This window comes from Candidatus Dormiibacterota bacterium (assembly GCA_036495095.1).
Classification (GTDB): Bacteria; Chloroflexota; Dormibacteria; order Aeolococcales; family Aeolococcaceae; genus CF-96.
On the sequence record DASXNK010000107.1, the window covers coordinates 53816 to 80050 of the forward strand.

Consider the following 26235-nt stretch of genomic DNA (forward strand, 5'->3'; position numbering starts at 1 on the left):
GGGGTCCCGTTCCATGAACGAGGCACCGCGGGTTCTTTTCATGAATCCCGGTCCGCCCGAATCGGTCAGGTTGGGAAGGGATCATTGCGATGTTGCGTCTGCCCCAGGTCCGCCGCGCGTGGGCCGGTCCGCTGTTCCTCTCCGCGCTCGCGCTGACCACCTTCGTGCCCGCCGCGGCGTCCTCCACCCCGGCCCCGGCCGCCCCGGCGACGGCGCACCTCGCCACCGACTGCGGGCAGCCGCTGAAGCTCGACCGCAGGGACTTCCCCAACAGCCCCAAGGTCACCAACAGATATCTCCCGCTGTCGCCGGGGATGCAGTACGTGCTCGACGGCGTCGTCCTCGACGACCTCGGCCAGCCGCACCCGCACCAGATCGTGACCACGGTGACCGACCTGACCAAGGTGATCGACGGGGTCCGGACCCTGGTGGTGTTCGACGAGGACATCCAGGACGGTGAGACCACCGAGTCGGAGATCTTCTTCGTCTCCCAGGACCACGACGGCACCGTCTGGACCTTCGGCGAGAACCCCGAGCTCTACGACAACGGCGTGCTCACCGGCGCGCCGAGCAGCTGGCTCTCCGGGGTGCAGGGCGCCCACGCGGGGATCGCCATGCTCGCCAAGCCGAAGGTCGGCACCAGGACCTACCTCCAGGGCCTGGCGCCGGCGGTCGACTTCAAGGACTGCGCCACGGTGTTCAGGACGGGCGAGAAGAACGTCTGCGTCCCGGCCGGCTGCTTCGGCAATGTGCTCGAGATCGACGAGTTCGCCCCCCTCGATCCCGCCGGCGGCCACCAGCGCAAGTTCTACGCGCCCGGCGTCGGCGTCGGCCTCATCCAGGTCACCGCCGCCGGCGGCGTCGACCCCGAGGCGCTCAAGCTGATCTCGTCGGAGCGGCTCTGCAAGGCCGACCTCGCCGGCATCCGCCAGCGGGCGCTCGACCAGGACACCCGCGCCTACACCACCGCCGCCGGGGTGTGGGCCGGCTCCCCGCACGCCAGGGACACCATCGACGCCAGGACCTGCTAGTCAGAGGGCGAACCGCCCCTCGGCGGCGAGGACGACCCCGCCGGCCACCCGGAGATCGCCGGGCTCGGCGTGGACCCGGATCCGGCAGGGCCGGCCGATCTCGTCCCCCTGGCGGATCAGCAGGTCGGGCTCGAGGTCCCACAGCCGCCGTGCCAGCACCCCGATCGGCCCCGCCGCCGACCCGGTCCCCGGGTCCTCGGCGATGCCGGCGGCGCGGAAGAAGACCCGGACCTGCAGGGTGGTCGCGTCGAGGCGGTGGACCAGCCCGAGGGTGGTGGTGGCGTGGCGGTCGAGCAGCTCGCGGGCGGCCTCGGGATCGGGGCGGAGGGTGTCGAGCGGCGCGTCGACGGCGACCACCAGGTGGGCGTTGCCCGCCGCCGCGGCCCGCCAGGCACCGAGGACGCGGTCGACGCCCAGCGCCTCGGGCACCCCGCCGTCGCCGGCCTCGGTCACCTCGGGGTCGGGCTGGGTCATCTCCGCGCCGCGCTCGTCGACGGTGACCGGGATCGGGCCGCCGGCGGTGTGCTGGGTCCACCGGCCCGGGCCCATCACCCAGGCGGTCCCCAGGGTGGGATGGCCGGCGAAGGGCAGCTCGGTCCCCGGGGTGAAGATCCGCATCGAGTAGGTGCCCTCGCCCCGGTCGGTGACGAAGGTGGTCTCGCTGAGGTTCGTCTCCCGGGCGATCGCCTGCATGCGCTCCTCCGGGCAGGGGTCGAGCACGACGCAGAGCGCGTTGCCCGCCAGCGGCCGGTCGGTGAAGACGTCGACGACGCGGTATCGCATCCGGCGATTGTGGCCGGAGGGCCTAGAGGCGGGCCGCGAGGACGGTGAGCATCCCGCTCGTCAGGCCGAGGAAGCTGCCGACGATCACCGCGTCCTCCCAGTGCGGGCAGCGCTCCTCGAGCCAGTCGAGCAGACGCTCCAGCCGGGGCGGGAAGACCCACTCGGCGGGTCGCTCCCCGAACAGGTGGGACAGGTCGCGCTCCTTGCCGTCGAATCGCGTCCAGATGCTAATGGCGGTATACCCTCTCGTCTCAGTTCTGCGGCGCTGCTCGCCCCTGGTCAGAGGACGACTAGGTGACAGCAGTCTACGCAGATGTCCTGACCAGGGCAAGGATTCGCCATTCGGCGGACAGGCGTTTAAGCTGTGGGGTCGACATGGACTGTCCACATCGGGGATGTGCGCACACCCGTTCGACGGTGTCGTGAGACAGTGCGCGGCGCTGAACCCGCAGTCAGTCGGGGAGGTGGAACTCCAGGTGACCGGCGCCGCGGAGGTCGAGCCAGAGGCGCCGCGGCCCCCGGACCAGGCGGAGGACCACGGCCTCGCAGACCGGGCAGCGGAGCACCGCCCCGGGCCCGTCGGTGTAGGCGGCGAGGGCGGCGACGGGCGCGGTGGCCCCGCATCCGGCGCAGCGGCTGGTGGCCGCGGTGATCTCCAGGGCGAACAGCTCGCTGAGCTGTCCGGCCACCGCGTTGCCGTCGAGCGTGCGTGCCATCGGGGTCATCCTCCTGTGGCGCCGAAGCGCTCGGTCCGCACCCGGCCGGGGGGGTGGCCGAGCCCGGTGAGCAGGCTCGCCATCGATTCGACGAACGCGGTCGGGCCGCACACGTAGGTGAGCGGCCGGGTCGAGAGCGGCAGCGCGAGCTCGGCGAGGGCGGCGGCGTCGTACCGCCCGGTCCGCCCCTCCCAGCCGGGCGGCGCCGAGCGGGTGAGGGTGTGCACCACCCGGGGCCCCTCCTCCCGCCGCGCGAGGGCGGCGAGCTCATCCCGGTAGATGATGTCGTCCGCGGTCCGCGAGGAGAGCAGGAGGATCGCCGGCGGCGGCGACGCCAGCCCGGCGCGGGCGCGGAGCATCGCCATCAGCGGCACCACCCCGGAGCCGCCGGCGAGCAGCTGGAGCGGCGAGGGATCGTCGGGGCACCAGACGAAGTGGCCGCCGATCGGCCCGCGCAGCTCGAGGCGGTCGCCGGGCATCGCCTCGTCGACCAGGTACGGCGACACCTCGCCGTCGTCGAGGCGCTCGACGGTGAGGGTCACGGTGGGCTCCTCCGGGGCGGAGGCGATGGAGTAGCTGCGCTGGGCGGTGTAGCCGTCCTCGGCGGTGAGGCGGACGTCGACGTGCTGGCCGGCGCGGTGCCCGGGCCAGGCGCCGGCGTCGAGCACCAGGGAGCGCACCCGGGGGGTCTCCCACCGGGCGCCGACCACGGTGGCGGCCTGCCAGGTCAGTCGCCCCAATACCGCTCCTCCCTCCAGGGGTCGCCGTGGTTGTGGTAGCCGAGCGACTCCCAGAAGCCCGGCTGGTCGGCGGTGACGGCCCGGAGGCGCCGGACCCACTTGGCGCTCTTCCAGAGGTAGAGGTGCGGCACCAGCAGCCGCGCCGGGCCGCCGTGCTCGGCCTCCAGCGGAGCGCCGCCGTAGGTGTCCACCACCCAGGCGCGGCCGCCGGTCAGGTCCGCGATCGGGAGGTTCGTGGTGTAGTCGCCGTGGCACTCGGCGACGAGGTGGGTGGCCGCCGGCTCCAGCTCGCCGAGGAGGAGGTCGAGGGAGACCCCCTCCCAGCTGGTGTCGAGCTTCGACCAGGTGGTGACGCAGTGGATGTCGGCGGTCACCGGCTCGTGCTCGAGGGCCTGGAACTCCGCCCAGGTCCAGCGCCGGGGGGTGACCACGGCGCCGTCGACGGCAAGCTCCCAGCGGTCGAGCCTGACCGCCGGGGTCGGCCCCGCGCTGAGCACCGGGAAGTCGCCGACGAGGTGCTGGCCGGGAGGGATGCGTCCCGCGACCTCCGGCCTCTGGCGGCGTCCCCGGAAGCCACGGCTGATGATCGGCATCGGCGGCTCTCCCTGGTCGGTGCACGCACAGTGTGCCCGGAACCACACGCGGCGGGGCGGCAGGCCGGCCGGGCGCGGGGCGCTGGGATCGCGCCCGTGCGGAGCAGGGCTGTACGATGCCGGGGATGGCCGACGAGGTCGCGCTGGTCGAGGCCGCCGGACGCGAGGTCCCGATCACGAGTCCCGGCAAGGTCCTCTTCGCAGAGCGCGGCGAGACCAAGCTGGACCTGGCCCGGTACTACCAGGCCGTCGAGGAGCCGCTGATGCGGGCGATGGGCGGCCGGCCGGTGCTGCTCCAGCGTTTCCCGAATGGCGCCGAGGGGCCGTCCTTCTTCCAGAAGAGGGTGCCGGACACCGCTCCCGACTGGCTCGAGACGACCGTCGTCAGCACCCCGAACGGCACCACCTCGCGTGCGCTGGTGGCGGCCGACCTGGCCCACGTGCTCTGGGCGGTGAACCTGGCCTGCCTCGGCTTCCACGTGTGGCCGTCGAAGGCCTCCGACCCCGAGCACGCCGACGAGCTGCGCATCGACCTCGACCCCACCCCCGGCGTCACCTTTCCGATGGTGCGCGAGGCCGCCCACCACGTGCGCGCACTGCTCGACGAGATGGGGGTCGCGGCGATGCCGAAGACCACCGGCAACCGCGGTATCCACGTCTACGTGCGCCTGCAGCCGCTCTGGACCTCCTACCAGGTGCGGTCGGCGGCGGTCGCGGTCGCGCGCGAGCTGGAGCGGCGCCATCCCGACCTCATGACCGCGGCGTGGTGGAAGGAGGAGCGCGGACGCCGCGTCTTCATCGACTTCAACCAGAACGCGCCGCACAAGACCATCTTCGGTGCCTGGTCGGTGCGCGCCCGGCGGGGTGCCCAGGTGTCGACCCCGTTCCCGTGGGACGAGCTCGACACCGTCGATCCCGACCAGCTGACCATCGCCACCGTGCCGGCGCGGGTCGCCCGCGCCGGTGATCCGTGGGCCGGGATGGACGCCGCGCCGCAGTCGCTCGATCCGCTGCTCGTCCTGCACGCCCGCGACGTGGACGCCGGGCTGGTCGACGCGCCCTGGCCGCCGGTCTATCCCAAGATGCCGGGCGAGCCGCCACGGGTGGCGCCGAGCCGGGCCCGCAAGGTCGCCGACCCCGGCCCGCAAGCGTGACCGGCCCCGACCCGGTGACCTGGGCGGCGGCCGAGTCGGCGGAGCTGCTGAGCGGCCTCGGGGATCGCTGGCGGTACGTCCAGGGGGTGGTGGCGGCGGCGCGGACGGTGGGGGAGACCTTCGAGCGGGAGGACGGGGAGCAGCTCGTCGCCGCCGCCCACCTCCACGCCGCCGGCCACGCCCCGGCGCTCCACGTGACCGGCCTCTTCCAGCTCGACGGCGCCCGCCACGTCCGGGCCCACGGCCACGAGCGGCTCGCCGGCCTCGTCGCCCATCAGACCGAGTCGCGGTACGAGCTCACCATGCGCGGCTACGCGAGCCACCTCGACGCCTACCCCGCGGAGCGCTCCGAGGTCTCCGCCGCGCTGATCTACTGCGTGATGACGACCGGGCACGACGGGGCGAGGATGACCTTCGCCGACCGGGTCGCCGAGATCCAGCGGCGGAACGGCCCCGCGACGCTGCTCGGGGAGGCGCTGCGGCGGGCGCTGCCCGACCTCGCCCTCGCGATCGCGGGCATCACCGTGCGGCTGCGCCGCTTCGGGCGGGTCGCCTAGGTCTCATCAGCCGGGCAGCCCGCGCTCGCGCGCGATCTGCTGGTCGCGGCGGGCCCGCAGCCGCACCGCGCCGGGGGTGGCGTGGCGGGCGACGGGGTCCATCGGCGGGGGCGGCACCACCCCGTACTCGGCGAGGCCGGCGAGGTCGAGCGCCCAGTCCTCGATCAGCTCGCGCCGCCGCCAGACCTCAGCGGCGTCGCCGAGATGCGCCTCCACCTCGGCCTCGCTCCATCCGTTGACCCGGGCCAGGTGGGCGGTCACCCGGTCGCCGCGACCCAGCCGCAGCGCCCGGCCGTAGTGCTTGACCTCGTGGCAGTCGGGGCAGAGCGCCATCATCCCGGCGAGCCGCTGCACCCGTTCCGCCTCGTCGAACTCCCAGACCTCGTGGGCCTCGACGGGGTGGCCGGCCCCGACGCCCGCGCAGATCGCGCAGCGCGAGCCGTAGCGCCGGTACACCCGTCTCCGCAGCGTGTCCCACCGCCCCTCCGAGACCGACGATCGGACGTTGCTGCAGTGGCAGGAGCTGGGCGTCCGCTCGGCGGTGAGCCGGGGCGGGGTGGTCATCGCCGGGGTGTCCCTCCTACGCGGCCTCGCCCTCGCCGGGGCAATGGGGCACGGGCTCGTCGATCACGCCGGCCTCCTCGACGCCGCCGATCTCCTCGCCCAGGCGGGGCAGGCTGTCGACGGTGACGGCTCCGTCGCCCTGGGTGCTCAGCGCCTCGTCGCCCCGGCGGGAGCGGTAGAGGGCCCCGAGAAAGATGTTGGCGATCGCCGCGACCGGAACGGCGAAGAGGGCACCGAGGATACCGCCGAGCTCGGCGCCGACGATCAGCGCCGCCATCGCCACCAGCGGATGCAGCTGGGTGACCCGGCCGTTCACCCGGGGGCCGACGATGTAGGCGTCGAGGGCGTGCCCGACGATCCCGGCGATCGCCGCCAGGAGGGCGAGCAGCGGGCTCTGGAGGAGGGCGATCACCACCGCGAGGCCCATCGCCACCACCGCCCCGACGACCGGGACGAACTCGAGGAAGAACGCCGCCACCCCGATCAGGATCCCGTAGTGGACGCCGAGGAGGGTCATCGCCACCGCGGTGTACAGGCCGATCAGGCACGACATCAGCAGCTGCCCCCGGACGTAGGCGCCGACGGTCGCGCCCACCGCGAGCACGGTGAAGTCGAAGGCGCGGGCCCGCCGCGGGAAGAGGTTCCGCAGGGTCGCGATCAGGACCCGTCCCTCGATGAGCAGGTAGATCGAGATCACCAGCACGAGCACGACGCTGGTCACCGTCGAGATCACGCCGCTGACCAGGCTCACCGCCGCGCCGATGTCGAGGGCGCTCCCCGAGGGTCGCAGCGCGGCGAGGCTGAGATGGAGGCCGCGGCGGTCGATCTCGGTCTGCAGCCGGGCGGCGAGGTCGGGAAGGTGGCGCGCCTGGGTGACGATCGAGGGGACGACCAGCGTGACCGCGGCGGCGACGGCACCGACGATGGCGAGGTACAGGGCCAGCACGGTCGCGCCCCGATGCCATCGGAACGGGGCCACCCGCTGCATCCCGTCGACCACCGGGGTGAGCACCAGGGCGACGATCGCGGCGAAGGTGAAGAGGAGGACCACGCTGAAGACGTGGACCACCAGGAACTCGGCGCCGTGGTAGAGGCTGACCACGCTCAGGGCGATGAGCAGCCACACCAGCGCCCGGGCAGGACCGTAGAGGTGCTGCCACCTGGACTGCGGGTCGGTGACCAAGGATTCGTGCTCCATCTGGCGGGACACCGGCGTTGTTGCCGGAGTGACAGCGAGCCTATCAGAAAACACAGCATTGACGTGTGGGTGTGACCTGCACGCCTGATTGCCACCATGAGTGCAGACCGCCCAGCGAGCATGACGGCCGGCTCTCGGTCCCGGTCAGCCACGGCGTCATAGGTGATACGATCGCGCTTCGGTTATCCGTCATAGTCGATATCAGAAAAAATCGGCTCTCGTCTGGATGGAGGTGCTCTGACGTGTCAATGTCGCATGGCAACGGCCATGTCCCCGTCACCGGAGGTGACGGATGGGAGCCATCTCTTCCGCGGCCGCGGGGCCCGGTGAGCGCGGTCCTGCTGTCGCTCCTGACGTCATCCCCCCGGCGCCTTCCCGAGCCGCCGTCCCTTCCCGGGGATGCGCTCGGCGACGACGACCTCCACCTCGCCCTCTACGTCTGCTACGAGCTCGGCTACCGCGGCTTCGCCGGTGTCGACGAGGGCTGGGAGTGGCATCCCTCGCTGATCGCGTACCGCGCCCGTCTCGAGCAGGCCTTCGAGGCCGCACTCCGCGCCGCTCACCCGGCCCGCCCGGTGGACCCGCGGGACGTCGCCGGCGAGCTGCAGTCGATCGTGGATGGAGACCGGTCGCCGTCGCTGTCCGGAACGCTGGCCACCACCGGCACGATTGCGCAGTATCGCGAGTTCGTCGTCCACCGCTCCGCGTACCAGCTCAAGGAGGCGGACCCGCACACCTGGGCGATCCCACGGCTGGCGGGTGTCCCCAAGGCGACCCTCGTCCGCATCCAGTTCGAGGAGTACGGGGACGGGTGCGCCGAGCGGATGCACTCCGCCCTCTTCGCGCGCACAATGGAGCAGCTCGGCCTCGACAGCCGGTACGGCGCTCACCTCGAGCATCTGCCCGGACCCACCCTGGCCACCGTGAACCTCATGTCGATGTTCGGGCTGCACCGCCGCCTGCGTGGAGCGATCGTCGGTCACCTCGCCGTGTTCGAGATGACCTCGTCCGGGCCGAACGCGCGCTATGCCGCCGGCCTCCGCCGCCTCGGCCTCGACGCGGCGGCGACCCATTTCTACGACGAGCACGTCGAGGCCGACGGCGTGCACCAGGTGATGGCGCGCGACCAGCTGGCTGCGGCCCTCGCCCGCGCCGAGCCGCGACTCGGCGCGGACATCCTGTTCGGTGCCCGCGCCCTGCTCGGCCTCGAGGGCCGCTTCGCACAACGGCTGCTCGAGCGCTGGGCCGGTGGGGAGAGTTCGCTGCTCGGCCCCCTGGCGGAGCCCGCAGCCCTCTCCGTCGGATGACGCTCAGCTACGTGCTGCCGCTCCGCTGCGACGCTGCGTGCGAGGGCACCCACCAGGACCTCATCGCCTACCTGCGGACCGTCGGTGGCCTGGCCGAGGTCCTGGTCGTGGACGGTTCCGGTCCGGCCGGCTTCGAGCGTCACCGGGGCGTCTGGCCGCCCGGCGTCCGCCACCTGCGCCCTGACCCCGACCTCGGTGGCCGCAACGGGAAGGTGGCCGGGGTGCTCACCGGCGTGCGCCATGCCGCCGGCGAGCATGTGGTGATCGCCGACGACGATGTCCGCTGGTGTGCCGCGGGACTGCGCCGTGTCGACGCGCTCCTCGACGGCGCCGAGGTCGTTCGGCCGCAGAACTACTTCGACCCGGCGCCGTGGCACGCGCTGTGGGATACGGGACGGACCCTGATCAACCGGTGCACCGGCGGCGATTTCCCCGGCACCCTGGCGGTGCGCGGCTCGGTGCTGCTCGAGGCGGGCGGGTACTCGGGCGACGTGCTCTTCGAGAACCTCGAGCTGATCCGCACGGTGCGTGCGGCCGGCGGCCGCGAGGCGGTGCCGCTCGACCTGTACGTGGCCCGCCGGCCGCCGTCGACCCGCCGGTTCCTCTCGCAACGGGTGCGCCAGGCCTACGACGACCTCGCCATCCACAGCCGGCTCGCCGCCGCCCTGGCGGTGGTCCCGGTGGTGGCCTGGACCGGCCGCCGGCGGCCCGCAGCCCTGGGGCCGCTGGCGCTGTCCGTGGTGGTGCTGGCGGAGGCCGGCCGCCGCCGCGCCGGAGGCGCCGCGGTGTTCCCGGCGCGCGCGTCCTGGCTCGCTCCGCTGTGGGTCCTGGAGCGCGGCGTGTGCTCCTGGCTCGCGCTGGCCAGCCGGCTGCTGCTGGGCGGCTGCCGGTATCGAGGCGTTCGCATCGCCCGCGCCGCGTCGTCGCCGGCGGCGCTGCGCAGAGACATCGCCAGGAGTGGCAGGGTGGGTGGATGACCGACGACATCGAGATCTGGCCGGGCCGCGCCTCTCCCCTCGGCGCCACCTACGACGGCGCCGGGACCAACTTCTCGCTGTTCTCCGAGGTCGCCGAGAAGGTGGAGCTCTGCCTGTTCGACGACGAGGGCGGTGAGCGGCGGATCGCCCTCGAGGAGGTGGATGCCTACTGCTGGCACGCCTACCTGCCCGGGGTGACGCCCGGTCAACGCTACGGATACCGGGTCCACGGGCCCTGGGAGCCGGAGCAGGGGCGGCGGTGCAACCCCGCCAAGCTGCTCATCGACCCGTACGCGAAGGCGATCGAGGGCCAGGTCGACTGGGACCAGGCCTGCTTCCCGTACACCTTCGGCGACGACGGCTCCCGCAACGACGACGACAGCGCTCGCCACGTCCCCAGGTCGGTCGTCCACAACCCCTACTTCGACTGGGGCAACGACCGGTCACCGGACATCCCCCTCAACGAGTCGGTGATCTATGAGGTCCACGTCAAGGGCTTCACCGCGCGTCATCCGGGCATCCCCGAGGCACAGCGCGGGACCTACGCCGGCCTCGCCCACCCCGCCGCCATCGAGTACCTCACCGGGCTCGGCGTCACCGCCGTGGAGCTGCTGCCGGTCCATCAGTTCGTCCACGACGCCCACCTCGGGGAGCGCGGCCTGCGCAACTACTGGGGATACAACTCGATCGGGTTCCTCGCCCCCCAGAACGACTACGCCGCGACCGGCCAGCGCGGCGAGCAGGTTGCCGAGTTCAAGGCGATGGTCCGGTCGCTGCACGAGGCCGGCATCGAGGTGATCCTCGACGTGGTCTACAACCACACCGCCGAGGGCAACCACATGGGGCCGGTGCTGTCGATGAAGGGCATCGACAATGCGGCCTACTACCGCCTCGTGAGCGAGGAGCCCCGCTTCTACTACGACACCACCGGGACCGGGAACAGCCTCAACGTGCGAGATCCGCACACCCTGCAGCTGATCATGGACTCGCTGCGGTACTGGGTGACCGAGATGCACGTCGACGGGTTCCGCTTCGACCTCGCCGCCAGCCTGGCGCGTCAGTTCCACGAGGTCGACCGCCTGTCCGCGTTCTTCGACCTCATCCAGCAGGACCCGGTCGTCTCCCAGGTCAAGCTGATCGCCGAGCCGTGGGACATCGGCGAGGGCGGCTACCAGGTCGGCAACTTCCCCGCCCTGTGGTCGGAGTGGAACGGCCGCTACCGTGACACCGTGCGGGACTTCTGGCGCGGTGAGCCGGCCACGCTCGGGGAGTTCGCCTCCCGTCTCACCGGCAGCTCCGACATGTACCAGGCCGACACCCGCCACCCCGGGGCCAGTGTCAACTTCGTCACCGCCCACGACGGCTTCACCCTCCGCGACCTGGTCTCGTACAACGAGAAGCACAACGAGGCCAACGGCGAGGGCGGTGCCGACGGCGAGAGCCACAACCGGTCCTGGAACTGCGGTGTCGAGGGCGACACCGACGACGAGGCGGTGCTCGCGCTGCGACGCCAGCAGCAGCGCAACCTGCTGGCGACGTTGCTGCTGTCCCAGGGGGTGCCGATGCTGCTCGGCGGCGACGAGTGCGGGCGCACCCAGGGCGGGAACAACAACGCCTACTGCCAGGACAACGAGATCTCCTGGTACGACTGGGAGAACCTCGATGGCGACCTCCTCGAGTTCACCCGCCGCCTGATCGCGCTGCGCCGGGCGCATCCGGTGCTCCGGCGGAGGCGCTGGTTCCAGGGCCGTCCGATCCGTGGCACCGTCGACCTCGGCTGGTGCCGGCCCGACGGCGCGGAGATGAGCGACGAGGACTGGGACGCCGGCTTCGCCCGCTCCGTCGGCCTCTTCCTCAACGGCGACGCGATCGCCGGCGCCGACCGCCGCGGCCAGCGGGTCACCGACGACTCCTTCCTGCTGCTGTTCAACGCCCACGACGAGGCCATCGACTGGACCCTGCCCTCGCAATGGGGGGACCGGTGGGAGCCGGTCCTCGAGACCTCCGGCCCGCAGTGGGAGGGTGAGCCACTCGAGGGCGGTGGGGTGCTCCCGGTCGCCGGCCGCTCCGTCGTCCTCCTCCGGCGCCTGGTCACTCCGGTGGAGTCCTAGGTCACTGCCAGCCACCTGGCCATCGGGACCGGAGGGTTGCGTGGGTGGTGCGTTCAGGGCGCCGAGGGCCCGCCTCCCGCGAGGCCGCGGACCAGCGTCTCCAACGAGCCTCCGCCGCCCGCGCTGCCGCTGACCGGCGGGCGCCCGCCACTCGGGCCTCCCACCTGGAGCGTCGCCGCCGCCGCTGTGACCGACGGGGAGGTGGCCGAGAGGGTGGTTGTCCCGCCGCCGTGGACGATCCCCGCGAGCGCCAGGGTGGCCGCACCTGCGGCCGCACCGAGGAGGAGGGCGATCCTGCTGGGCATGAGGGTCTCCGCGTGGGCTGCACCCCACCTGCCGGGAGAGCAACCGGCAGAAGGGGGAACGACGGCGGGAGACGAAGCCTTGCGGCTGCGCCGGCGTCCGGGGCCCCGTCGCCACAACGACGGGTACATTCGTACACGCGCCGTGTGGCATCCGGCGTTGGTGGCGGCGACCCGAGCGCTCAGCATCAGGGAAACGTGGGCGTGTTCCATCGCAACATCGACGTCGCCATCAATCCGCTGTACCAGAGCAGGAACTTTCTCAGCCAGAACTGGCAGTGGTTGTTCGGCCTCCTCTTCGGAGGCGGCGGCGGCCTGGTGATCTGGGTGGTGCGCTGCCTGCGATCGCGAGGGCCCACCGATTGCGCGAAAGGTCGACCGAGTTGACAGAGCACGTTGACGCTTGCTGACGGCCGCCGTACACTCGCGCAGCGGTCGTAGCGAGCCCATACCCCGACGACCGAGGGGAGTGGTGTGAACGCGATGGGGCAGTCGTCCCGGGGGGGCGGGCGATCGCCGGCTTCCTCGCCGAGCTGACGCCACCGGAGACGGAGGATCTTCGGGCCCGGGCCCGTCATCGGCGATTCGCCCGCGGATCGTCGATCGTCAACGAGGGCGAGGTCCCGCGTCGGGTCGTCGTGCTGCTCAGCGGCCGCGTCAAGGTCTGCGACCATTCGGCGGATGGCCGCGAGATCGTGCTCGGAGCCCGGGGCCCCGGCGACCTGATCGGGGAGATCTCCGTGATCGACGACCAGCCCTGCTCGGCCACGGTGACCGCCTTCGAGCCCGTCGAGGCGATGGTGATCGACGCCGCGGGGTTCACGGCCTTCCTCGACAGCCATCCCCGCATCCTCCGCGTGCTGCTGCGGTCGGTGGTACGGAAGCTCCGCGACTCCGACCGCAAGCGCGTCGAGTTCGGGGTGTACGACACCGAGGGCCGGGTCGCGCGCCGGCTCGTGGAGCTGGCCGACGAGTACGGTGACGATCAGGAGGGAAGGGTCGGCATCACCCTGCCGCTCACGCAGCAGGAGCTGGCCGGCTGGACCTGTGCGTCGCGGGAGGCGGTCAGCAAGGCGCTGGGGAGCCTGCGCGGATGCGGCTGGGTCGAGACCGATCGCCGGCGCGTCACCATCGTGAATCTCGATGCCCTTCGCCGTCGCGGGGGCCTCTGAGGAGGCCCACCCGGGCCGGCGGGGTCACTCCGACTCGCGTTCGACCTCGTCGTGCAGGTCCGCGAGGATCTGGCAGAACCCGGGGTTGGCCCAATAGTCGTGGGAGCGCAGGCCACCGCCACCCGGCCGCGCATCCTGCACGTTGTCGACCATCCTGTCCGTCACCGTGACAGGCCCGAGCTCGCCCTCGGCTGGAGACCACCGGTGAAAGAGGCCGGGGCCGCCCGTGTGGGGCTGACCTCGGCGCCACGTGACCGGCGGCTGAAGGGAGTCGGCAACCGGATCACGACGATCCCAGACGTTGATCCACCGCCGCGGGCAGAGCCGGCCCGCGTCGGTGCCCCAGCCGAGGAGGTCGGCGTACTTCCGCAGCGGGCTGCCGGCGGTGACCAGGCCGCGGATCTTGAGGTCGGTCGAGGGATCGAGGTCGGAGAGCACGTCGAAGCCGACCACCGTGCCGTTGCTGTGGGTGTTGAGCACGATGGCGCGCACATCCTCGCGGCAGCTGAGAGAGGTCAGCACCGCCTCGACGAAGCTGCGGACGCGCTCCCGGTACTTGTGGCGGGCCACATAGCCGCCGACATCCTGGGAGACCTGCCAGACGATGCTGAACGGACCGGACGGGCGCCGGTTGGGCTCGCGCCGGCGCGGATGACGCCGCATGCGATTCCGCAGCTGCCTCCTCTGCGCCTCGTCCCGCAGTCGGAGCGAGCCGGGATACGAGGTGGCGCCCGGAGATCCCTTGCGACGGAGGCTCTGGAGGGTGCCGACGAGCATCTGCACCGCACCTCGCGCGGTGATGTAGCTCCGGGCGTAGCGCACCGACCAGAGGATGATCGCGAACAGTCCCAGAGGGTCGGGCATGCTCTCCTCGAAGCACGTGTACACGAGGGCGACGTGGGCGCAGTGCGCCCCGGGGGTGGCGAGCGGGCGGGAGGGATCGAGGCGGTCCATCGACGTCGGGCTGGGACCGGCAACGTACACCGCTCCATGGCCCCGCTCGGGATCGTCGCCGAGCCCGGGGATGACCTCCCGCAGCATCGAGTGGAGGGCATCCGCGTAGCCGGGCATGCCCTGGCCGTCGTCGGGCGGCTCCTCGAACCCGATGCCGTGGATCGTGACCAGGCAGGTCAGCGGCCCGCTCATCGGCCCTCGGCACTCCCGAGGACGTCGAACGACGGCACCACCGGCCCGGCCGTCGTCGTCGCCCGGTCGCGGTCGGCCAGAACGCTGAGGTGCCATCGTTCGCCCGCCTCGAGCAACTGAAGGGCGTCGAGAGCGGCGTCGAAGCGGACGATGGCCTGGACGCGGGCCGGCCCCCCCTGCGCCAGCAGGGCGCGCCCGTGGAGCTGGTGCGCCTCGGCCACGTCCCAGGGGAGTCCCTGGCGGCGAAAGCCGTCCACCGCTTCCGAGAAGAGGTGCGTGGCCTCACCCATGCGGCCGTCGGTGGCGAGGATCGACGCCTCGGCGAGGTCGAGCGCGGTGGCGGCGCCTCCCCAGTCCTCGCCGCCGGCGACGATCGCGCGGCACCGCGCCAGCTGCTCCCGCGCCTGCTCGCTCCTGCCGGTCTCCGCCAGCACGAGGCTGAGCTGGCACCGGCATCGCAGCTCGTGCGGCAGGTTCTGCTCGCCGTGCCGGGGCAGTGCCGAGAGCAGCTCGACCTCCGCCTCGGCGTGCCGCCCGAGCAGCCGGAGAAGCTCGGCGATCCGGCTCGAGTCGGCCGCCTCGAACCACCGGTTGCCCGACTGCCGGGCGCGGGCCCGGGAGTGTTCGAGAACCTCCAGGCCCTCCTCCCAACGCCCTTCGGCAAGCGCGAGGAGGTACTGGGCGTGGAACTGTGCGGAGCGCGGCGGCGGCCCGACGCTCCGGGCCCGGTCGAGAGCACCTCCCAGGACCAGGCCGTAGGCGAGCGCGCTCCGCAGGACGTCCTGGTGGATGGGACTCGTGGCCGCCCGGGACGAGGCCAGCTCCCGCTCCGCCGACCGCCGGGCCGCCTCGGGGTCGCGCCGGAAGAAGCAGTGGAGACCGCACAGGACGACCGTGGCCATGAACGCGGGAACCTGATGGCCGGCGGCGTCGGCCGTGTTCCACGCCCGCTCACAGAGCGCCACGCCCTCGGCCACCCGCCCGCACATCACCAGCTGGCAGCCGTGGACCGCTGCAGCGTTGGCCCAGAGGACCTCGTTGCCGGACCGCTCGCCGATCAGCATCGACCTCTCCGAGAGCGCCATCCCCTCCGCCGGGCGCATCCGCCAGGTGGCGACCAGCGCCATGCCGGCGCACAGATATCCGTTGGAGAGGCTCGGGCCACCCGCCGAGAGCACCGCCTCGGCGGCGCGGAGGTGGGCGTCGGCGAGGTTCACCTCGGTCATCTCGGGGTTGGTGATGTACTGCGCGCCGAGATGCGCATGCATCTTCGCGGCGCCGGCCTCGTCACCCATGTCGCGGTGGAGGCGGAGCGCCTCCTCCAGGTACTCGGCGGCGGCTGCATAGTCGAGGTTGCTGATGAACATGGCGACGCCCAGCCGGCGCAGCAACCGTGCGCGCGCCGGTGGATCCGGGTCCAGCTTTGCCAGCAGGTCCAGGGCCGTCCGCCAGTGCAGGATCGCCTCCTCCCAGGCGAAGACCGTGGCGGACAGGTCCCCAGCCAACCGGGCCCAATGTGCCGCCGTGGATGGGTCGGCGTTGTGGCCCGCCAGCCGGTAGTGGGTCGCGATCTCGGGGATCCGTGATGCCATCGCGGGTGCGGCGGTCGCCTCGATCGCCTCCGCGGCTCGAAGGTGGGCGCGCTGCCTCCGCGGCGTGCTCAACCCTTCGTACAGGGCCTGCCGCACCAGCGCGTGGCTGAAGGCATAGCGGGGGTCGGGCCGGTCCTTCACCTCAGCGACCAGTCGACGTTCGATCGCCTCCTCGAGCGCGGAGATCAGCGGCTCCTCCTCCAGGCCGGTCACGCCAGGCAGCACGGCGAGGTCGAACTGGCGGCCGAGGACGGAGGCGTGGGCGAGCAGCGAGCGGCACCCCTCGGAGAGCCGCGAGAGCCGTTCCCCGATCACCTCGCGCACGCTGGCGGGGATCCCGGCTCGCTCCACCGAGTGGACCGGGACGTCACATCCGGATCCGCTGGCGATGCTGCCGGTCTCGAGCAGGTGACGGATGACCTCCTCGAGGAAGAACGCGTTGCCCTCGGTCTCGGAGTGGATCGCCGAGACCAGCGCCTCGCTCGCCTCACCTCCGGCGAGCGCGTGGATCAGCGTGGCCACGGAGCCGCGGTCGAGCCCCGCCATGGAGATCCGCTCGACGACCTGCCGCCGGCGGAGAGCGGTGAGGGTCTCTACGAACGGATGGGTCCGGGCCAGGTCGCTGTCGCGATAGGTGCCGAGCACGAGCAGGGACGATGGCACCGGTGACTGCAGAAGATGCTGCAGCAGCTGCAGGGTGGGACGATCCGACCAGTGGAGGTCGTCGAGCACGAGCACCATCGGTGTCAGCGACGAGGCGCCGACCAGGGTGGACACCACCGCCTCGAAGAGGCGGTAGCGCTCGATCTCGGGGTCGCCGCTGCGTGGTTGCGGTTGGCCTGCGAGGCGGTCGCAGAGCTCCGGGATCAGGCGCGCGACCTCCCAGGCGGCATCGCGATGCTGCAGCTGCAGATCCTCGGCGGGCACGTGGGAGAGGTGGTGGCGGAGCGCCTCGGTGAAGGGCTGGTACGGAGTCTGGGTCGCCTCGTCGCAACGACCATAGAGCACGGTGCCGCCCCCGGCGTGCACCGAGGTCGCGAACTCGGCGGCCACCCGCGTCTTGCCGATGCCCGCCTCGCCGGCGATGAGCACCAGGCGCCGATCGCCATTTCGTGCCCGAGCCCAGGCGGCGTGCAGCAGCGTGAGCACGTCGCGGCGCCCGACGAACGGCGTGTCGGCGCCGGCGGCGAGCGACATCGGCGAGGGAGCCGGGAGGCGCGGCTCCCACACCACCTCCGCCAGAGCGATGGGCGTGCGCACCCCCCGGATCGACCGGATGCCGAGCCCTCGGAAACCGTGGCGTCCACGCGGCTCGGCGAGGTTGCGCACCAGGTCCGAGGCGATGATCTGGCCCCCGTCGGCGATGTCGCAGATCCGTTTGGCGATGTTGACCGATGCCCCGAAGTAGTCGTCCTCGTCCCGAATCGGCTCGCCGATGTGCAGCCCGATGCGCACCTCGAGTGGGTGCCCACCGGGTTGACAGTTGTGCCGGTGCACCGCCTGCTGCATGGCGACGGCGCAGGCGACAGCATCGAGCGCCGACCCGAAGGCGACCATCAGTCCGTCGCCCACCTGCTTCACCTCCTCGCCGCAGCCGTGCGAGACCACCGCACGGAGCAGACGATAGTGGGCGCGGCGCACTCCCTCTGCGACCTCGTCTCCCAGACGGTCGTAGAGATCCGTCGACCCCACGATGTCGGTGAAGAGCAGGGTGACGGTTGCGCCCCTCCGCACGGACACCATTCGACTCCTGCTGATGAAACGAATCGGGTGGAGGGTCCCTCGAGACGAAACCGATCTGTGTAGGTGCTCTGCTTCCCGTATGGGCCTATACTGGACGAACTCTCAGAAGGGCGCAAGCTGGGCAGGTTGTGTCAGATACGAGACGATTGACCGGCGAGACCGAGGCCATGACCGTGGTCTGCCCGGTGCACCGCTGGGGGCCATTGCAGCTCGGACTGGTGTTCTCGGTCATCCATCTGGTTCCGGCGCTCCTGCGCAAGCTGCGACGGCTGTCGTTCATCGACTACGCGGGCTGGGGCGTCACCGATCCGCTGCCGTGGGGCGGGCCCGTACCCGGTGCTCGCCGGCAGGCAAACACCCTTGTGTTCATCAGCAACTTCGACGGCGGCCGTGACGAGTACCTGGCCGAGTTCGCCGAGGCCCTGCGCGTTCGCCTCGGTCTGGTATGGCTCAGCTCCGTGGGATTCCCCGGCCCATTTCGGCTGACCCCGTTCCAGCGCTCGGCGACCATGTATGACTACGGCGCCGACCACTACTACGCCGCCCGGCCGACGGCCACGGCGACCGACATCACCCGAGCCCTGGAACTCGAGCGGTCGCTGCTGACGTTCCGTGCGGAGGCCGCCGCCGTCGACGCGGACGCATTCCCGGAGCGCTTTCACCGGTTCCTGAGTGAGGTGCAGCGGCTGCTGTGACGGCGGTCTCGCAACCCCGACGACGGCAGCGGAGGCGGGTCGCTCTGACGGGAGGGAGGCCGCTTCCGGTGTTCGCCGTCCTCAGTCCCATCAGGGATGACCAGGTGCTGGGCCTGAGGGACTACCTGAGGGGGCTCGGGACCGGCGAGCACAGCCCCTTCCACCGGATGAACGGGACCATCCACTTCGCGCGGTGGGTGGTCATCGACGACAGCGATCGTCAGCCGGCCCACGATCGCTGCCGTTTCGTTCAACCCCACCTCCTCTACGCCAGCACCTTCGACGGCACTGTGGACGCGCACGTCGAGCTGCTCCGCACCCTGCTCAGCGACGAGGTCGAGGAGACGTGGGGACGGTGCGTGGACGGCCCCCACCCGGGCGACAGGGCGGCGTTCACCGAATACCTGGAGCGGTGCCGGCTGGTCGTCGGCCTGCCCTTCAGTGGATACAACGCAACCCTCGAGGACGTCATCCGGAGCCTCGAGCTCCACGGGCGTTTCCGCGAGATGGCCTTCGCCGCCGCCGCGACCCGGCCGGCGTCGCTCAAGGCGCGGTTCGAGGCGGTCTTCACCGAGGCGATGACACCCACCCGCAGGCCCCGGCCGCGCGCCCGGCGGCCGGCGTGGATCGCGGGCAGGGGACAGCCGGGCGGGCACAACCCTCCTCAGGGAAACGTGCTGCGACCCTACCGGCTGCCCTTCGCGGTCATCAGCTTCGTCGAGGTGGGCGGGGGGGCTGCGGCCGCCCGGTGGCTCGCCGAGGTCGGATCGAGGGTGACCTATGAGGACGAGCCGGACCGTCCGCCCTGGGCTCTCAATGTCGGCTTCACCTACCCGGGCCTGAGGGCACTCGGGTTCGATGACGAGTCGCTCGCCCTGTTTCCAACCGACTTCCGTGAGGGGCCGGTGCACAGGGCCAGGCTCCTCGGCGACGTCGGCGACAGCGCGCCCCAGTACTGGGACGACGGCACCGGGTCGCCCGACCGCGTGCACGTCATGGTGGCGATCCACGCTCGGGACCAGGAGACGCTGGAGGAGGAGCACAGCCGTCTGCTCGGTGACATCGACGGCACCGGAGGACAGGTGGTCATCGTCGGCGAGCGGCGGGCGAAGCGGATGCCGGACGGCCGTGAGCACTTCGGCTTCGTCGACGGCATCAGCCAGCCGCGCATCCTGTCCGGCCGCGGTCGCGTCGGGATGTGGCGCATCTGGCCCTGGCGGCGTGGCCCCAACCCTCGCATCGCGCTTGGCGAGTTCCTCCTCGGACATCGCGACGAGGGCGGCACCCGGCCGCACGGCCCACCGGGTGCGCTGTCGCACAACGGAAGCTACCTCGTGTACCGCAAGCTGCAGCAGCACGTGGGCTGTTTCCGTGCGCTGCTGCGCGAGCAGGCGCCGCCGGGCGGCGAGGAGGAGCTCGCCGCCAAGCTGATGGGACGCTGGCGCGACGGCACCCCGCTGGTGCTCTCCCCGGACGGGCCCGATCCCCTGCGGGCCCGCTCCCCGCGGCTGAGCAACGACTTCGGCTACCGCGGCGATCGGGACGGCTTCGCATGCCCCATCGGTGCCCACATCCGGCGCGCGAATCCCCGTGACGCCCTGGAGGCGGACAGCTTCCCCCTCCGCCACCGGATGCTGCGCCGCGGCATCCCGTACGGAGATCCGCTTCCCCCTGACGCGACCGAGGACCGGGAGGAGGGCGATCCCCGGGGCCTGGTGTTCATGGCCTACATGAGCAGCATCGACCGGCAGTTCGAGTTCATCCAGACCCGGTGGCTGAACCGCGGTGACGCCTTCAAGCTGGGTCCGGCGAGGGACGTTATCGCGGGTGACAGCAGCTCCGGCCGCTGGATGGTCGTCCAGGGGCGCCCCCCGCGCCTTCTTCCCGACCTCGCGCCGCTGGTCACCACCCGGGGGGGCGCCTACCTCCTCGTGCCCGGGCGCGACGGGGTCGACCACATCGTCGAACACGCGACTGCGGCGGCCAGGTCCGCGGAACAGCAGGCGCGGAGCGGGGCCTCGCCGGGATGACCACGCGGGGCCCGGACACACCGCCCAGCGCTGCTCGGTCACGGTCGCCGGCACGACGCGGACCGGCAGGGCTCGGCGTGGCCGTCGTCTTCCTCTGGGCGCTCGCGTTCCAGCTGCTCGCGCAGGGCGTTGCCGGCCTGTGGGGACGGCTCGGCGAGCACCACGGTGTCACGGGCCTGGCCGCCCGTGTGATCCCGGCCGTGCTGCTCCTGGTGCTGGGCGAGTCACTGCGACGGGGGAATCACACGGCGCTCTGCATCGACATCGTCCTGCTGTGGCTGGTCGCCGCCGCCGGCCTGCTTCTGGACCTCGCGCTGGCGATGCGGTGGGTGCCGGTGCACTACCTGCCCTCGATGCTGATCATGGTCACGGTGGCGCCGTGGATCGCCTGGCGCCTCTCGCTGCCGCGGACCGCGGCATGGTTCGCCGTGGAGGACGGAGGCCGGCGCCGGTGTCGCGCCCCACGCATCGGTCGTTCCTGGGTTCTGGTCATGTTCGGCCTGAGCAGCATCGCCGGTGTCGCGGTCGCGCTCTCCCAGGCCGCATGACCCGCCGGAGCAGCCTGCGGCCGGGGCGCATCGAGCTCACGCGACACGGCCGAGGTGGTCACGTCCCCGCATGCGTGCTGCTCCGGCTCCCACCACCGTCACCTCGGTGGCGGCCCGCCACTCCGGCGCCGCGGGGCCGCAGCCCACGATCAGATACTCGAGCTGGCCGGCGTTGCTCGGGTCCTCGCGCAGCGCCAGCGCCCGGAGACGAGCCGGTCCCTGTCCGGCGACGGTGACCTCGAACCCCCGGGTGAGCGGCACGATGCCGGTTCCAGCTGGCTGACGCGCGGCTCGGGCACCCATGCCTCGAACATGGATGTCGAGGCCCACGATGACCGTGGTGGCGAGGATGACCACCCCGACCACGGCCAGGATCGCGATGACGATGGAGTCGGGTGCGCCCGCCATCGACTTGAGAAGAGCGGCGAGAGCCCCTCCCGCGGGTGTGATGATCGCCGCGAAGAGGCCTCCGACCTTGGTGACGTTCAGCGTGGGCGCGGTGATCCCCCAGTCGCGCCGGTTCGCGTCGTTGTTGAGGAGTGGCATGTCGTTTCCCTCGTCTCCGATCGGTGGTCCGTCCGAGTCGATTCTCCCGGCGCGTCAGCTGGGCCTCGACGGTGCACGCCACTCCCGGTGTGTGCACTCGTGCCGCTCGGAGAGGAGGGGCGGTGGCTGCATCGCCGAGCGTGCAGCCACCGCCGTGACCAGTCCGCTCCCGCCGGTCCTCAGGATGCCAGGGCGGCGGGTGCTCCCGACAGGGCCAGCAGCACCTGCGCACCGTCGGGGCTCCCCAGACCGGTGCAGGGATCCCAGGCGACCGTGGCGGTGTAGCCGCCCAGCCCGCTGACGTCGTTGTTCCCCTGGGTGATGTCATGGAGCGCGCCTGCGGGCGCGGCCCGGGTGTAGAGCAGCGGGTTGATGAACCCGGCGGGTCCTCCGAGCTGCTCGTTGACGAGCGCGAGCAGGCCCGCCCACAGTGGTGCGACGGCGCTGGTGCCACCGACCGGGAACTCCTGGCCGTCCACCCGCACCAGGTAGCCGGTGGCCGGATCGGCGTTGCCGGCGACATCGGGCACGCCCCGTCCCACGCGACCGTTCGGATTGACAGTGGGCGGGACCCCGGCGGCCGCCTGGTAGTCCGGCACATCCCAGGTGTCGCTGATCCCGCCACCGGTCGCGCCCTGGTCATGGTTCCACACGATCTCCGAGGAGATCGTGTCGCCGTCCGCCGAGGTGAGGGTGGTGCCGCCGCACCCGAGCACGTAGGGGTCGGACGACGGGTAGTCGGCGTGGGCCAGGCCGTCCCCGACGCCGTCGGCCGAGCCGTTGTCGCCCGCCGCGGCACAGACGGTCACCCCGAGGTGCGCAGCGTCGAGGAACGCCTGGTTGAACGCCTGGAGCGCCTGCTGGGTCCAGTTCGACTCCGACGAGCCCCAGCTGATGGAGATGATCGACGGCTGATTGACGGTGTCGTGGACGGCCGTCGTGATGGCGTCGAGAAAGCCCTGATCGGTGTTGGGCGCGAAGTAGACGGCGATGCCGGCGCCAGGGGCCACCGCGCCGATCACCTCGATGTCGAGCATGACCTCGGCATCCGCGCTGCTCGGGTCGCCCACGGGCTGGTTCGCGCCGCCGTCGACGGAGAGGGCGGTCACCTGCGGGGCGGCGATCCCCAGCTCGCCGAAGTAGGTGGCGAGGTCGGCATCGGTGTAGCCACCGCCCAGCTCGATGACCGCCACCGTCTGTCCCGTCCCGGTGCCCTGGCTCGGGAAGCCGTAGAGCTTCGCCACCTGGTCCGGGGTGAACGTCCCCGCGGGAGGAGCCCCACCCACTGCCCCCGCCCGGAAGTGCGGCTGAGCCTGGGGCCGGTTGTCGAGACCCATGACACTGAGCACCGCGCCGGCGAGATGGCTCGGCACGTGCACCGGACCGGTCCGGCCTCGGTAGCGGCCGGCCGGATGGTCGTAGGTCATCAGCTCGACCCCGAAGGCCGCGCTCAGCGCCTCGACCGAGCCGGAGACCACGACGGAGCGCCGGGCCGGGCTGCTCTCCACCACGGCGAGGCGGTGCGTCCGGGCGAAGTCCTCCACCGCGGCGAGGTGGTCCGGATGGGCACCGCGGGTGGCGGCGAGCTGCTCGCGGCTGAGGTGCGCCCGATCCCGCGGTGGCGGGCCGTCCGCGCCCGGCCGGGGACGCAGGACGATGGTGACCGTCGCGACCTCCTTCGGGTCGGCGGGTCCCAGCGCACGAGAGCCGGGCATGGGAGCGCGTTCGCTTCCCTTCACGGGAATTCGGTTCCCCGATGCGGGCATGGTGTCTCCTCCTTGGCCATGGGTTTCTGCCGTCTTTGGCCCTGACGGCGCGACCCATCATCTCCCGGCGAAACCCGGCCGTCTGTGGAGTTCTCCGCATCCCGGGTGTCCTGTCCGTGGCGGGCGTCCGCGGCGGGACCCAGGCGGTCGGACTGCACCCCGCAGCCGTGGCGCGCGCCATCGAAGCACGGTGGATCACAGGCGACGATACGGGTGCCGGCCGATCAGCGCCACTCGGTGGCGCGGTCGACTGGATGTTCCGGAGAGGAGATGGAGGAGGAGCATCCGAAGAGGGGAGAGCGCGGACCGGTGATCACCCCGGGGGGGCCGCGCCCCGCAGATGCCGTGCATCACGTCACCCCGGGGCACACGGTGCGCGGCAACGCGGACGGGAGCGATGTCGTGGAGCAGACGCAGTCGACAGATGATGGGAGGAGCACGAACATGGCCGAGGAGCACGTGATCACACCCGGGGGATTTCGACCCAGATCGCAGGTGCATCGGATCGAGCCGGGAACGATCCTCGACGGTGCCGGCACGCAACTCCGCAGGCTGCACCCGTCAGGTGCGGTGCTGGAGGACTTCGGGTCGCTCCCCCAGCGTCCCGGCGGCGAGCCGTTGATGCCTGGCAATGTCGTCCATCACCCCCCGGGTGCGGCGGCGGCACGGACCGTCCCGGCGTTCGGGTCCGGGTGGATCACCTATGCCTCCTGGACGAACGACACCGGCACGCCGGTGTCGAACTTCACGACGACATGGGTCGTGCCACCCGCGCCGAGCACCCGGTCAGGGCAGACCATCTTCCTGTTCAACGGCATCCAGAACTCGACCATGATCTACCAGCCCGTCCTGCAGTGGGGCGCGTCCGCCGCGGGCGGAGGCGACTACTGGGCGGTGGCGAGCTGGTATGTCGACGGTGCCGGTGGCCCGGCCTTCCATTCCGACCTGGTCGCGGTGAACCCGGGAGACGTACTCGTCGGGGTCATGTCCCTGACCGGCCAGTCGCCCACCGGCTTCAGCTACAACTCGGAGTTCCAGGGGATCGCCAACACCGGCCTGCCGATCAGCAATGTCGAGCAGCTCACCTGGTGCATTCAGACGCTCGAGGTCTACGGGATCACGCAGCCGTCGGATTACCCCGCCGTCCAGGGTACGGCGATGAGGGCGATCGGCCTCCAGACCGGTGGTACCACCCCGGCTCTGACCTGGACGGTGAATGACGCAGTGTCGGACATCGGTCAGTGCACGGAGGTCATCAGCAACGCTGCGGCCGGTGGAGAGGTCGACCTCTGCTACACGTCCGCCGGTCTCGGCGTCCCGCCGGGCGTCGCCGCTGTGAACGGCACCGTGTACATGGCCTGGAAGGGGATCCAGCAGGACGATGGGATCTGGTGGTCCACCTTCGACGGCGCCAGCTGGGCCGCCCAGCAGAACGTGGGCGGTGTCGCGACGAGCGGTGGCCCGTCGCTCGCCCTGTTCGGCGGGACGCTCTACGCGGTGTGGAAGGGGATGGTCGACGACCAGGGGATCTACTGGTCGAGCTTCGACGGCGCCGCCTGGGCCCCTCAGCAGAACATCGCGGGCGTGGGCACCAGCGTGGGACCGTCCCTCGTCGTGTTCAACGACCGGCTGTATGCCGCGTGGAAGGGGGTCTGGGGCGACCAGGGCATCTACTGGTCGAGCTTCGACGGCGCCAACTGGGCGCCCCAGCAGAACATCGCGGGCGTCGGCACCGGTGTGGGTCCGTCCCTCGCCGTGTTCAACAACAAGCTGTACGCCGCCTGGAAGGGGATCAACGGCGACCAGGGGATCTACTGGTCGAGCTTCGATGGCGCCAGCTGGGCACCCCAGCAGAACGTCGGGGGTGTGGCCACCGACCATCGCCCGGCACTGGCGGTCTTCAACAACCTGCTCTACGCCGCGTGGAAGGGCATGTCCGGCGACGAGGGGATCTACTGGTCGAGCTTCGACGGTGCCAACTGGGCGCCGCAGCAGAACGTCGGGGGTGTGGCCACGAGCGTCGGCCCGTCCCTCGTGACATTCGGCCCCGCGCTCCTCGCCTCGTGGAAGGGACTCTCCGGGGACGACGGCATCTACTGGTCGAGCTTCGACGGTGCCAGCTGGGCGCCGCAGCAGAACGTCGCCGGTGTGGGCACCAGTCCGGACGTCCTGTGACCCGGACGCCCTGAGAGGCCGACGCATCATCGCCGGGTCGACCGCGAGGCAGCGGTCGACCCGGTCGTGCGCCCGCCGTCCCGATCCTCAGCGCGGAGGGATGGCCGCCCGGCGCTCGGCGACACCGCGTACGCGGGCGGTCGGAAGCACAGCACGGAGTCGTCCGGCGCCTCGATCCCGTCGGTCAGGCGGGTGGGATCGAAACACGAGGCCGTCGCTCTCGCACCCGGCGTCCGGGCCGGTCACCTCCAGTCTCCCTGCGGTCACGGTGACGCGCGTCCCCCGCCATTCCGCCGTCGGGTCGTTGACGGGATCGGTGTCGCCGGCGAGCTCCAGCTCCATGGTGAAGACGATCGGTTCCCGCTCGAGGCGCTCGGCGAGCTCGCGCTGGAGGTAGTCGGCGTCACGACGCCTGGCCTCACGTGAGGAGAGGGTCACGAACCCCGGCGGCGGGTACCCAGTGGTAGCGGACGTGGTGCTCGCGTTCGTCGGGGCCGATCCACCTGAACGCGTGGATCGGATGGTAGGCGCACGATCGCCTCCACCGGATCGCCCTGCAGGTGCGCTGGGCTCAAGCGCGCCGCTCCCGCACCTCCGCAGCGGCGGCCACGGACCTACCTGCCCCGTCGCCGGTACCGGTACCGCTCCAGGGCGACGGCCTCCGCGGCGTCGGCCGCTGCCTGCTCGGAGCCGTGCGACGAGACATAGGCGTACAGGGCGATCCGAGCATCGCAGCTCGTCGCCACATCGTGCCAGAGGCCACATCTGGGACAGGAGCGGGACGTCATG

At 71.8% G+C, this 26235-nt stretch carries 24 protein-coding genes; 12 read left to right on the top strand and 12 right to left on the bottom strand.

Features of this window, described 5'->3' with window-relative positions; all coding sequences use genetic code 11:
* Window positions 1-92: 92 nt before the first annotated feature.
* Window positions 93-1031: a hypothetical protein gene (locus VGL20_11575; GenBank protein ID HEY2704321.1), complete on the top strand. Its 939-nt coding sequence runs from the start codon at window positions 93-95 to the stop codon at window positions 1029-1031.
* Here the strand turns inward: VGL20_11575 and VGL20_11580 are convergent, their stop codons facing one another.
* From VGL20_11580 to VGL20_11600, 5 genes are all read right to left on the bottom strand, one after another.
* A complete protein-coding gene (locus VGL20_11580; GenBank protein HEY2704322.1) occupies window positions 1032-1814 on the bottom strand; it encodes a PhzF family phenazine biosynthesis protein in 783 nt (260 codons plus the stop codon). It lies immediately after the preceding gene.
* Between the two features lie 22 nt (window positions 1815-1836).
* A complete protein-coding gene (locus VGL20_11585) occupies window positions 1837-2145 on the bottom strand; it encodes a hypothetical protein (GenBank protein ID HEY2704323.1) in 309 nt (102 codons plus the stop codon).
* Window positions 2146-2266: 121 nt separating this feature from the next.
* The gene (locus tag VGL20_11590; protein ID HEY2704324.1) at window positions 2267-2539 is read right to left on the bottom strand and encodes a DUF6510 family protein; all 273 of its coding nucleotides are present in this window, start codon (window positions 2537-2539) and stop codon (window positions 2267-2269) included.
* A complete protein-coding gene (locus VGL20_11595; GenBank protein HEY2704325.1) occupies window positions 2536-3270 on the bottom strand; it encodes a ferredoxin reductase in 735 nt (244 codons plus the stop codon). Before VGL20_11595 ends, VGL20_11590 begins: the two co-directional genes overlap by 4 nt.
* A complete protein-coding gene (locus VGL20_11600) occupies window positions 3258-3863 on the bottom strand; it encodes a sulfite oxidase-like oxidoreductase (GenBank protein ID HEY2704326.1) in 606 nt (201 codons plus the stop codon). The genes VGL20_11595 and VGL20_11600 overlap by 13 nt, the downstream gene beginning before the upstream one ends.
* Before the next feature lie 125 nt (window positions 3864-3988).
* Here VGL20_11600 and ligD point away from each other — a divergent pair, with 125 nt between their 5' ends.
* Entirely contained in the window at window positions 3989-5017 is a 1029-nt protein-coding gene (ligD, locus tag VGL20_11605) for a non-homologous end-joining DNA ligase (GenBank protein ID HEY2704327.1), read from the top strand.
* Window positions 5014-5574 (top strand): phosphohydrolase, encoded by a 561-nt coding sequence (locus VGL20_11610; protein ID HEY2704328.1) that lies wholly within the window; start codon window positions 5014-5016, stop codon window positions 5572-5574. The genes ligD and VGL20_11610 overlap by 4 nt, the downstream gene beginning before the upstream one ends.
* 6 nt (window positions 5575-5580) lie before the next feature.
* Here VGL20_11610 and VGL20_11615 read toward each other — a convergent pair whose 3' ends face one another.
* Window positions 5581-6138 (bottom strand): HNH endonuclease, encoded by a 558-nt coding sequence (locus tag VGL20_11615; GenBank protein ID HEY2704329.1) that lies wholly within the window; start codon window positions 6136-6138, stop codon window positions 5581-5583.
* Between the two features lie 16 nt (window positions 6139-6154).
* Window positions 6155-7321, bottom strand: coding sequence for an AI-2E family transporter (locus VGL20_11620; protein HEY2704330.1), 1167 nt, complete (start codon window positions 7319-7321; stop codon window positions 6155-6157).
* Between the two features lie 341 nt (window positions 7322-7662).
* Here VGL20_11620 and VGL20_11625 point away from each other — a divergent pair, with 341 nt between their 5' ends.
* Genes VGL20_11625 through glgX form a run of 3 tightly spaced genes read left to right on the top strand, consistent with a single transcriptional unit; the run spans window position 7663 to window position 11731 of the window.
* A complete protein-coding gene (locus VGL20_11625; protein HEY2704331.1) occupies window positions 7663-8643 on the top strand; it encodes an iron-containing redox enzyme family protein in 981 nt (326 codons plus the stop codon).
* Window positions 8640-9620, top strand: a complete 981-nt coding sequence (locus tag VGL20_11630; GenBank protein ID HEY2704332.1) for a glycosyltransferase family 2 protein — start codon at window positions 8640-8642, stop codon at window positions 9618-9620. The genes VGL20_11625 and VGL20_11630 overlap by 4 nt, the downstream gene beginning before the upstream one ends.
* Window positions 9617-11731, top strand: a complete 2115-nt coding sequence (gene glgX / locus VGL20_11635) for a glycogen debranching protein GlgX (GenBank protein ID HEY2704333.1) — start codon at window positions 9617-9619, stop codon at window positions 11729-11731. The genes VGL20_11630 and glgX overlap by 4 nt, the downstream gene beginning before the upstream one ends.
* 53 nt (window positions 11732-11784) lie before the next feature.
* Here glgX and VGL20_11640 read toward each other — a convergent pair whose 3' ends face one another.
* On the bottom strand, window positions 11785-12036 hold the full coding sequence (locus tag VGL20_11640) for a hypothetical protein (GenBank protein HEY2704334.1): 252 nt from the start codon (window positions 12034-12036) through the stop codon (window positions 11785-11787).
* A 195-nt stretch (window positions 12037-12231) separates the two neighbouring features.
* On the opposite strand from VGL20_11640, the gene VGL20_11645 reads away from it, so the two are divergent.
* Both VGL20_11645 and VGL20_11650 read left to right on the top strand, forming a co-directional pair.
* Entirely contained in the window at window positions 12232-12420 is a 189-nt protein-coding gene (locus tag VGL20_11645; GenBank protein ID HEY2704335.1) for a hypothetical protein, read from the top strand.
* A gap of 146 nt (window positions 12421-12566) precedes the next feature.
* A complete protein-coding gene (locus tag VGL20_11650) occupies window positions 12567-13205 on the top strand; it encodes a Crp/Fnr family transcriptional regulator (GenBank protein HEY2704336.1) in 639 nt (212 codons plus the stop codon).
* A 24-nt stretch (window positions 13206-13229) separates the two neighbouring features.
* On the opposite strand, the gene VGL20_11655 is transcribed toward VGL20_11650, so the two are convergent.
* Together VGL20_11655 and VGL20_11660 are read right to left on the bottom strand one after the other, a co-directional pair.
* A complete protein-coding gene (locus tag VGL20_11655; GenBank protein HEY2704337.1) occupies window positions 13230-14351 on the bottom strand; it encodes a hypothetical protein in 1122 nt (373 codons plus the stop codon).
* Window positions 14348-17683, bottom strand: coding sequence for an AAA family ATPase (locus tag VGL20_11660; GenBank protein HEY2704338.1), 3336 nt, complete (start codon window positions 17681-17683; stop codon window positions 14348-14350). The genes VGL20_11655 and VGL20_11660 overlap by 4 nt, the downstream gene beginning before the upstream one ends.
* A 149-nt stretch (window positions 17684-17832) precedes the next feature.
* Between VGL20_11660 and VGL20_11665 the strand changes: the two genes are divergently transcribed.
* The 3 genes from VGL20_11665 (at window position 17833) to VGL20_11675 (ending at window position 20959) form a co-directional block, all read left to right on the top strand.
* A complete protein-coding gene (locus VGL20_11665) occupies window positions 17833-18381 on the top strand; it encodes a hypothetical protein (protein HEY2704339.1) in 549 nt (182 codons plus the stop codon).
* A gap of 104 nt (window positions 18382-18485) precedes the next feature.
* Window positions 18486-20411 (top strand): Dyp-type peroxidase, encoded by a 1926-nt coding sequence (locus VGL20_11670; protein HEY2704340.1) that lies wholly within the window; start codon window positions 18486-18488, stop codon window positions 20409-20411.
* A gap of 77 nt (window positions 20412-20488) precedes the next feature.
* Window positions 20489-20959: a hypothetical protein gene (locus VGL20_11675; protein HEY2704341.1), complete on the top strand. Its 471-nt coding sequence runs from the start codon at window positions 20489-20491 to the stop codon at window positions 20957-20959.
* Window positions 20960-20995: 36 nt separating this feature from the next.
* Here the strand turns inward: VGL20_11675 and VGL20_11680 are convergent, their stop codons facing one another.
* Window positions 20996-21505 carry a hypothetical protein gene (locus VGL20_11680; GenBank protein ID HEY2704342.1) on the bottom strand — a complete coding sequence of 170 codons (510 nt, stop codon included), beginning with the start codon at window positions 21503-21505 and terminating at the stop codon, window positions 20996-20998.
* Between the two features lie 179 nt (window positions 21506-21684).
* Window positions 21685-23220 carry a S53 family peptidase gene (locus VGL20_11685; protein HEY2704343.1) on the bottom strand — a complete coding sequence of 512 codons (1536 nt, stop codon included), beginning with the start codon at window positions 23218-23220 and terminating at the stop codon, window positions 21685-21687.
* A gap of 546 nt (window positions 23221-23766) precedes the next feature.
* Between VGL20_11685 and VGL20_11690 the strand changes: the two genes are divergently transcribed.
* Entirely contained in the window at window positions 23767-25446 is a 1680-nt protein-coding gene (locus tag VGL20_11690; GenBank protein ID HEY2704344.1) for a hypothetical protein, read from the top strand.
* Window positions 25447-26235: the final 789 nt, after the last annotated feature.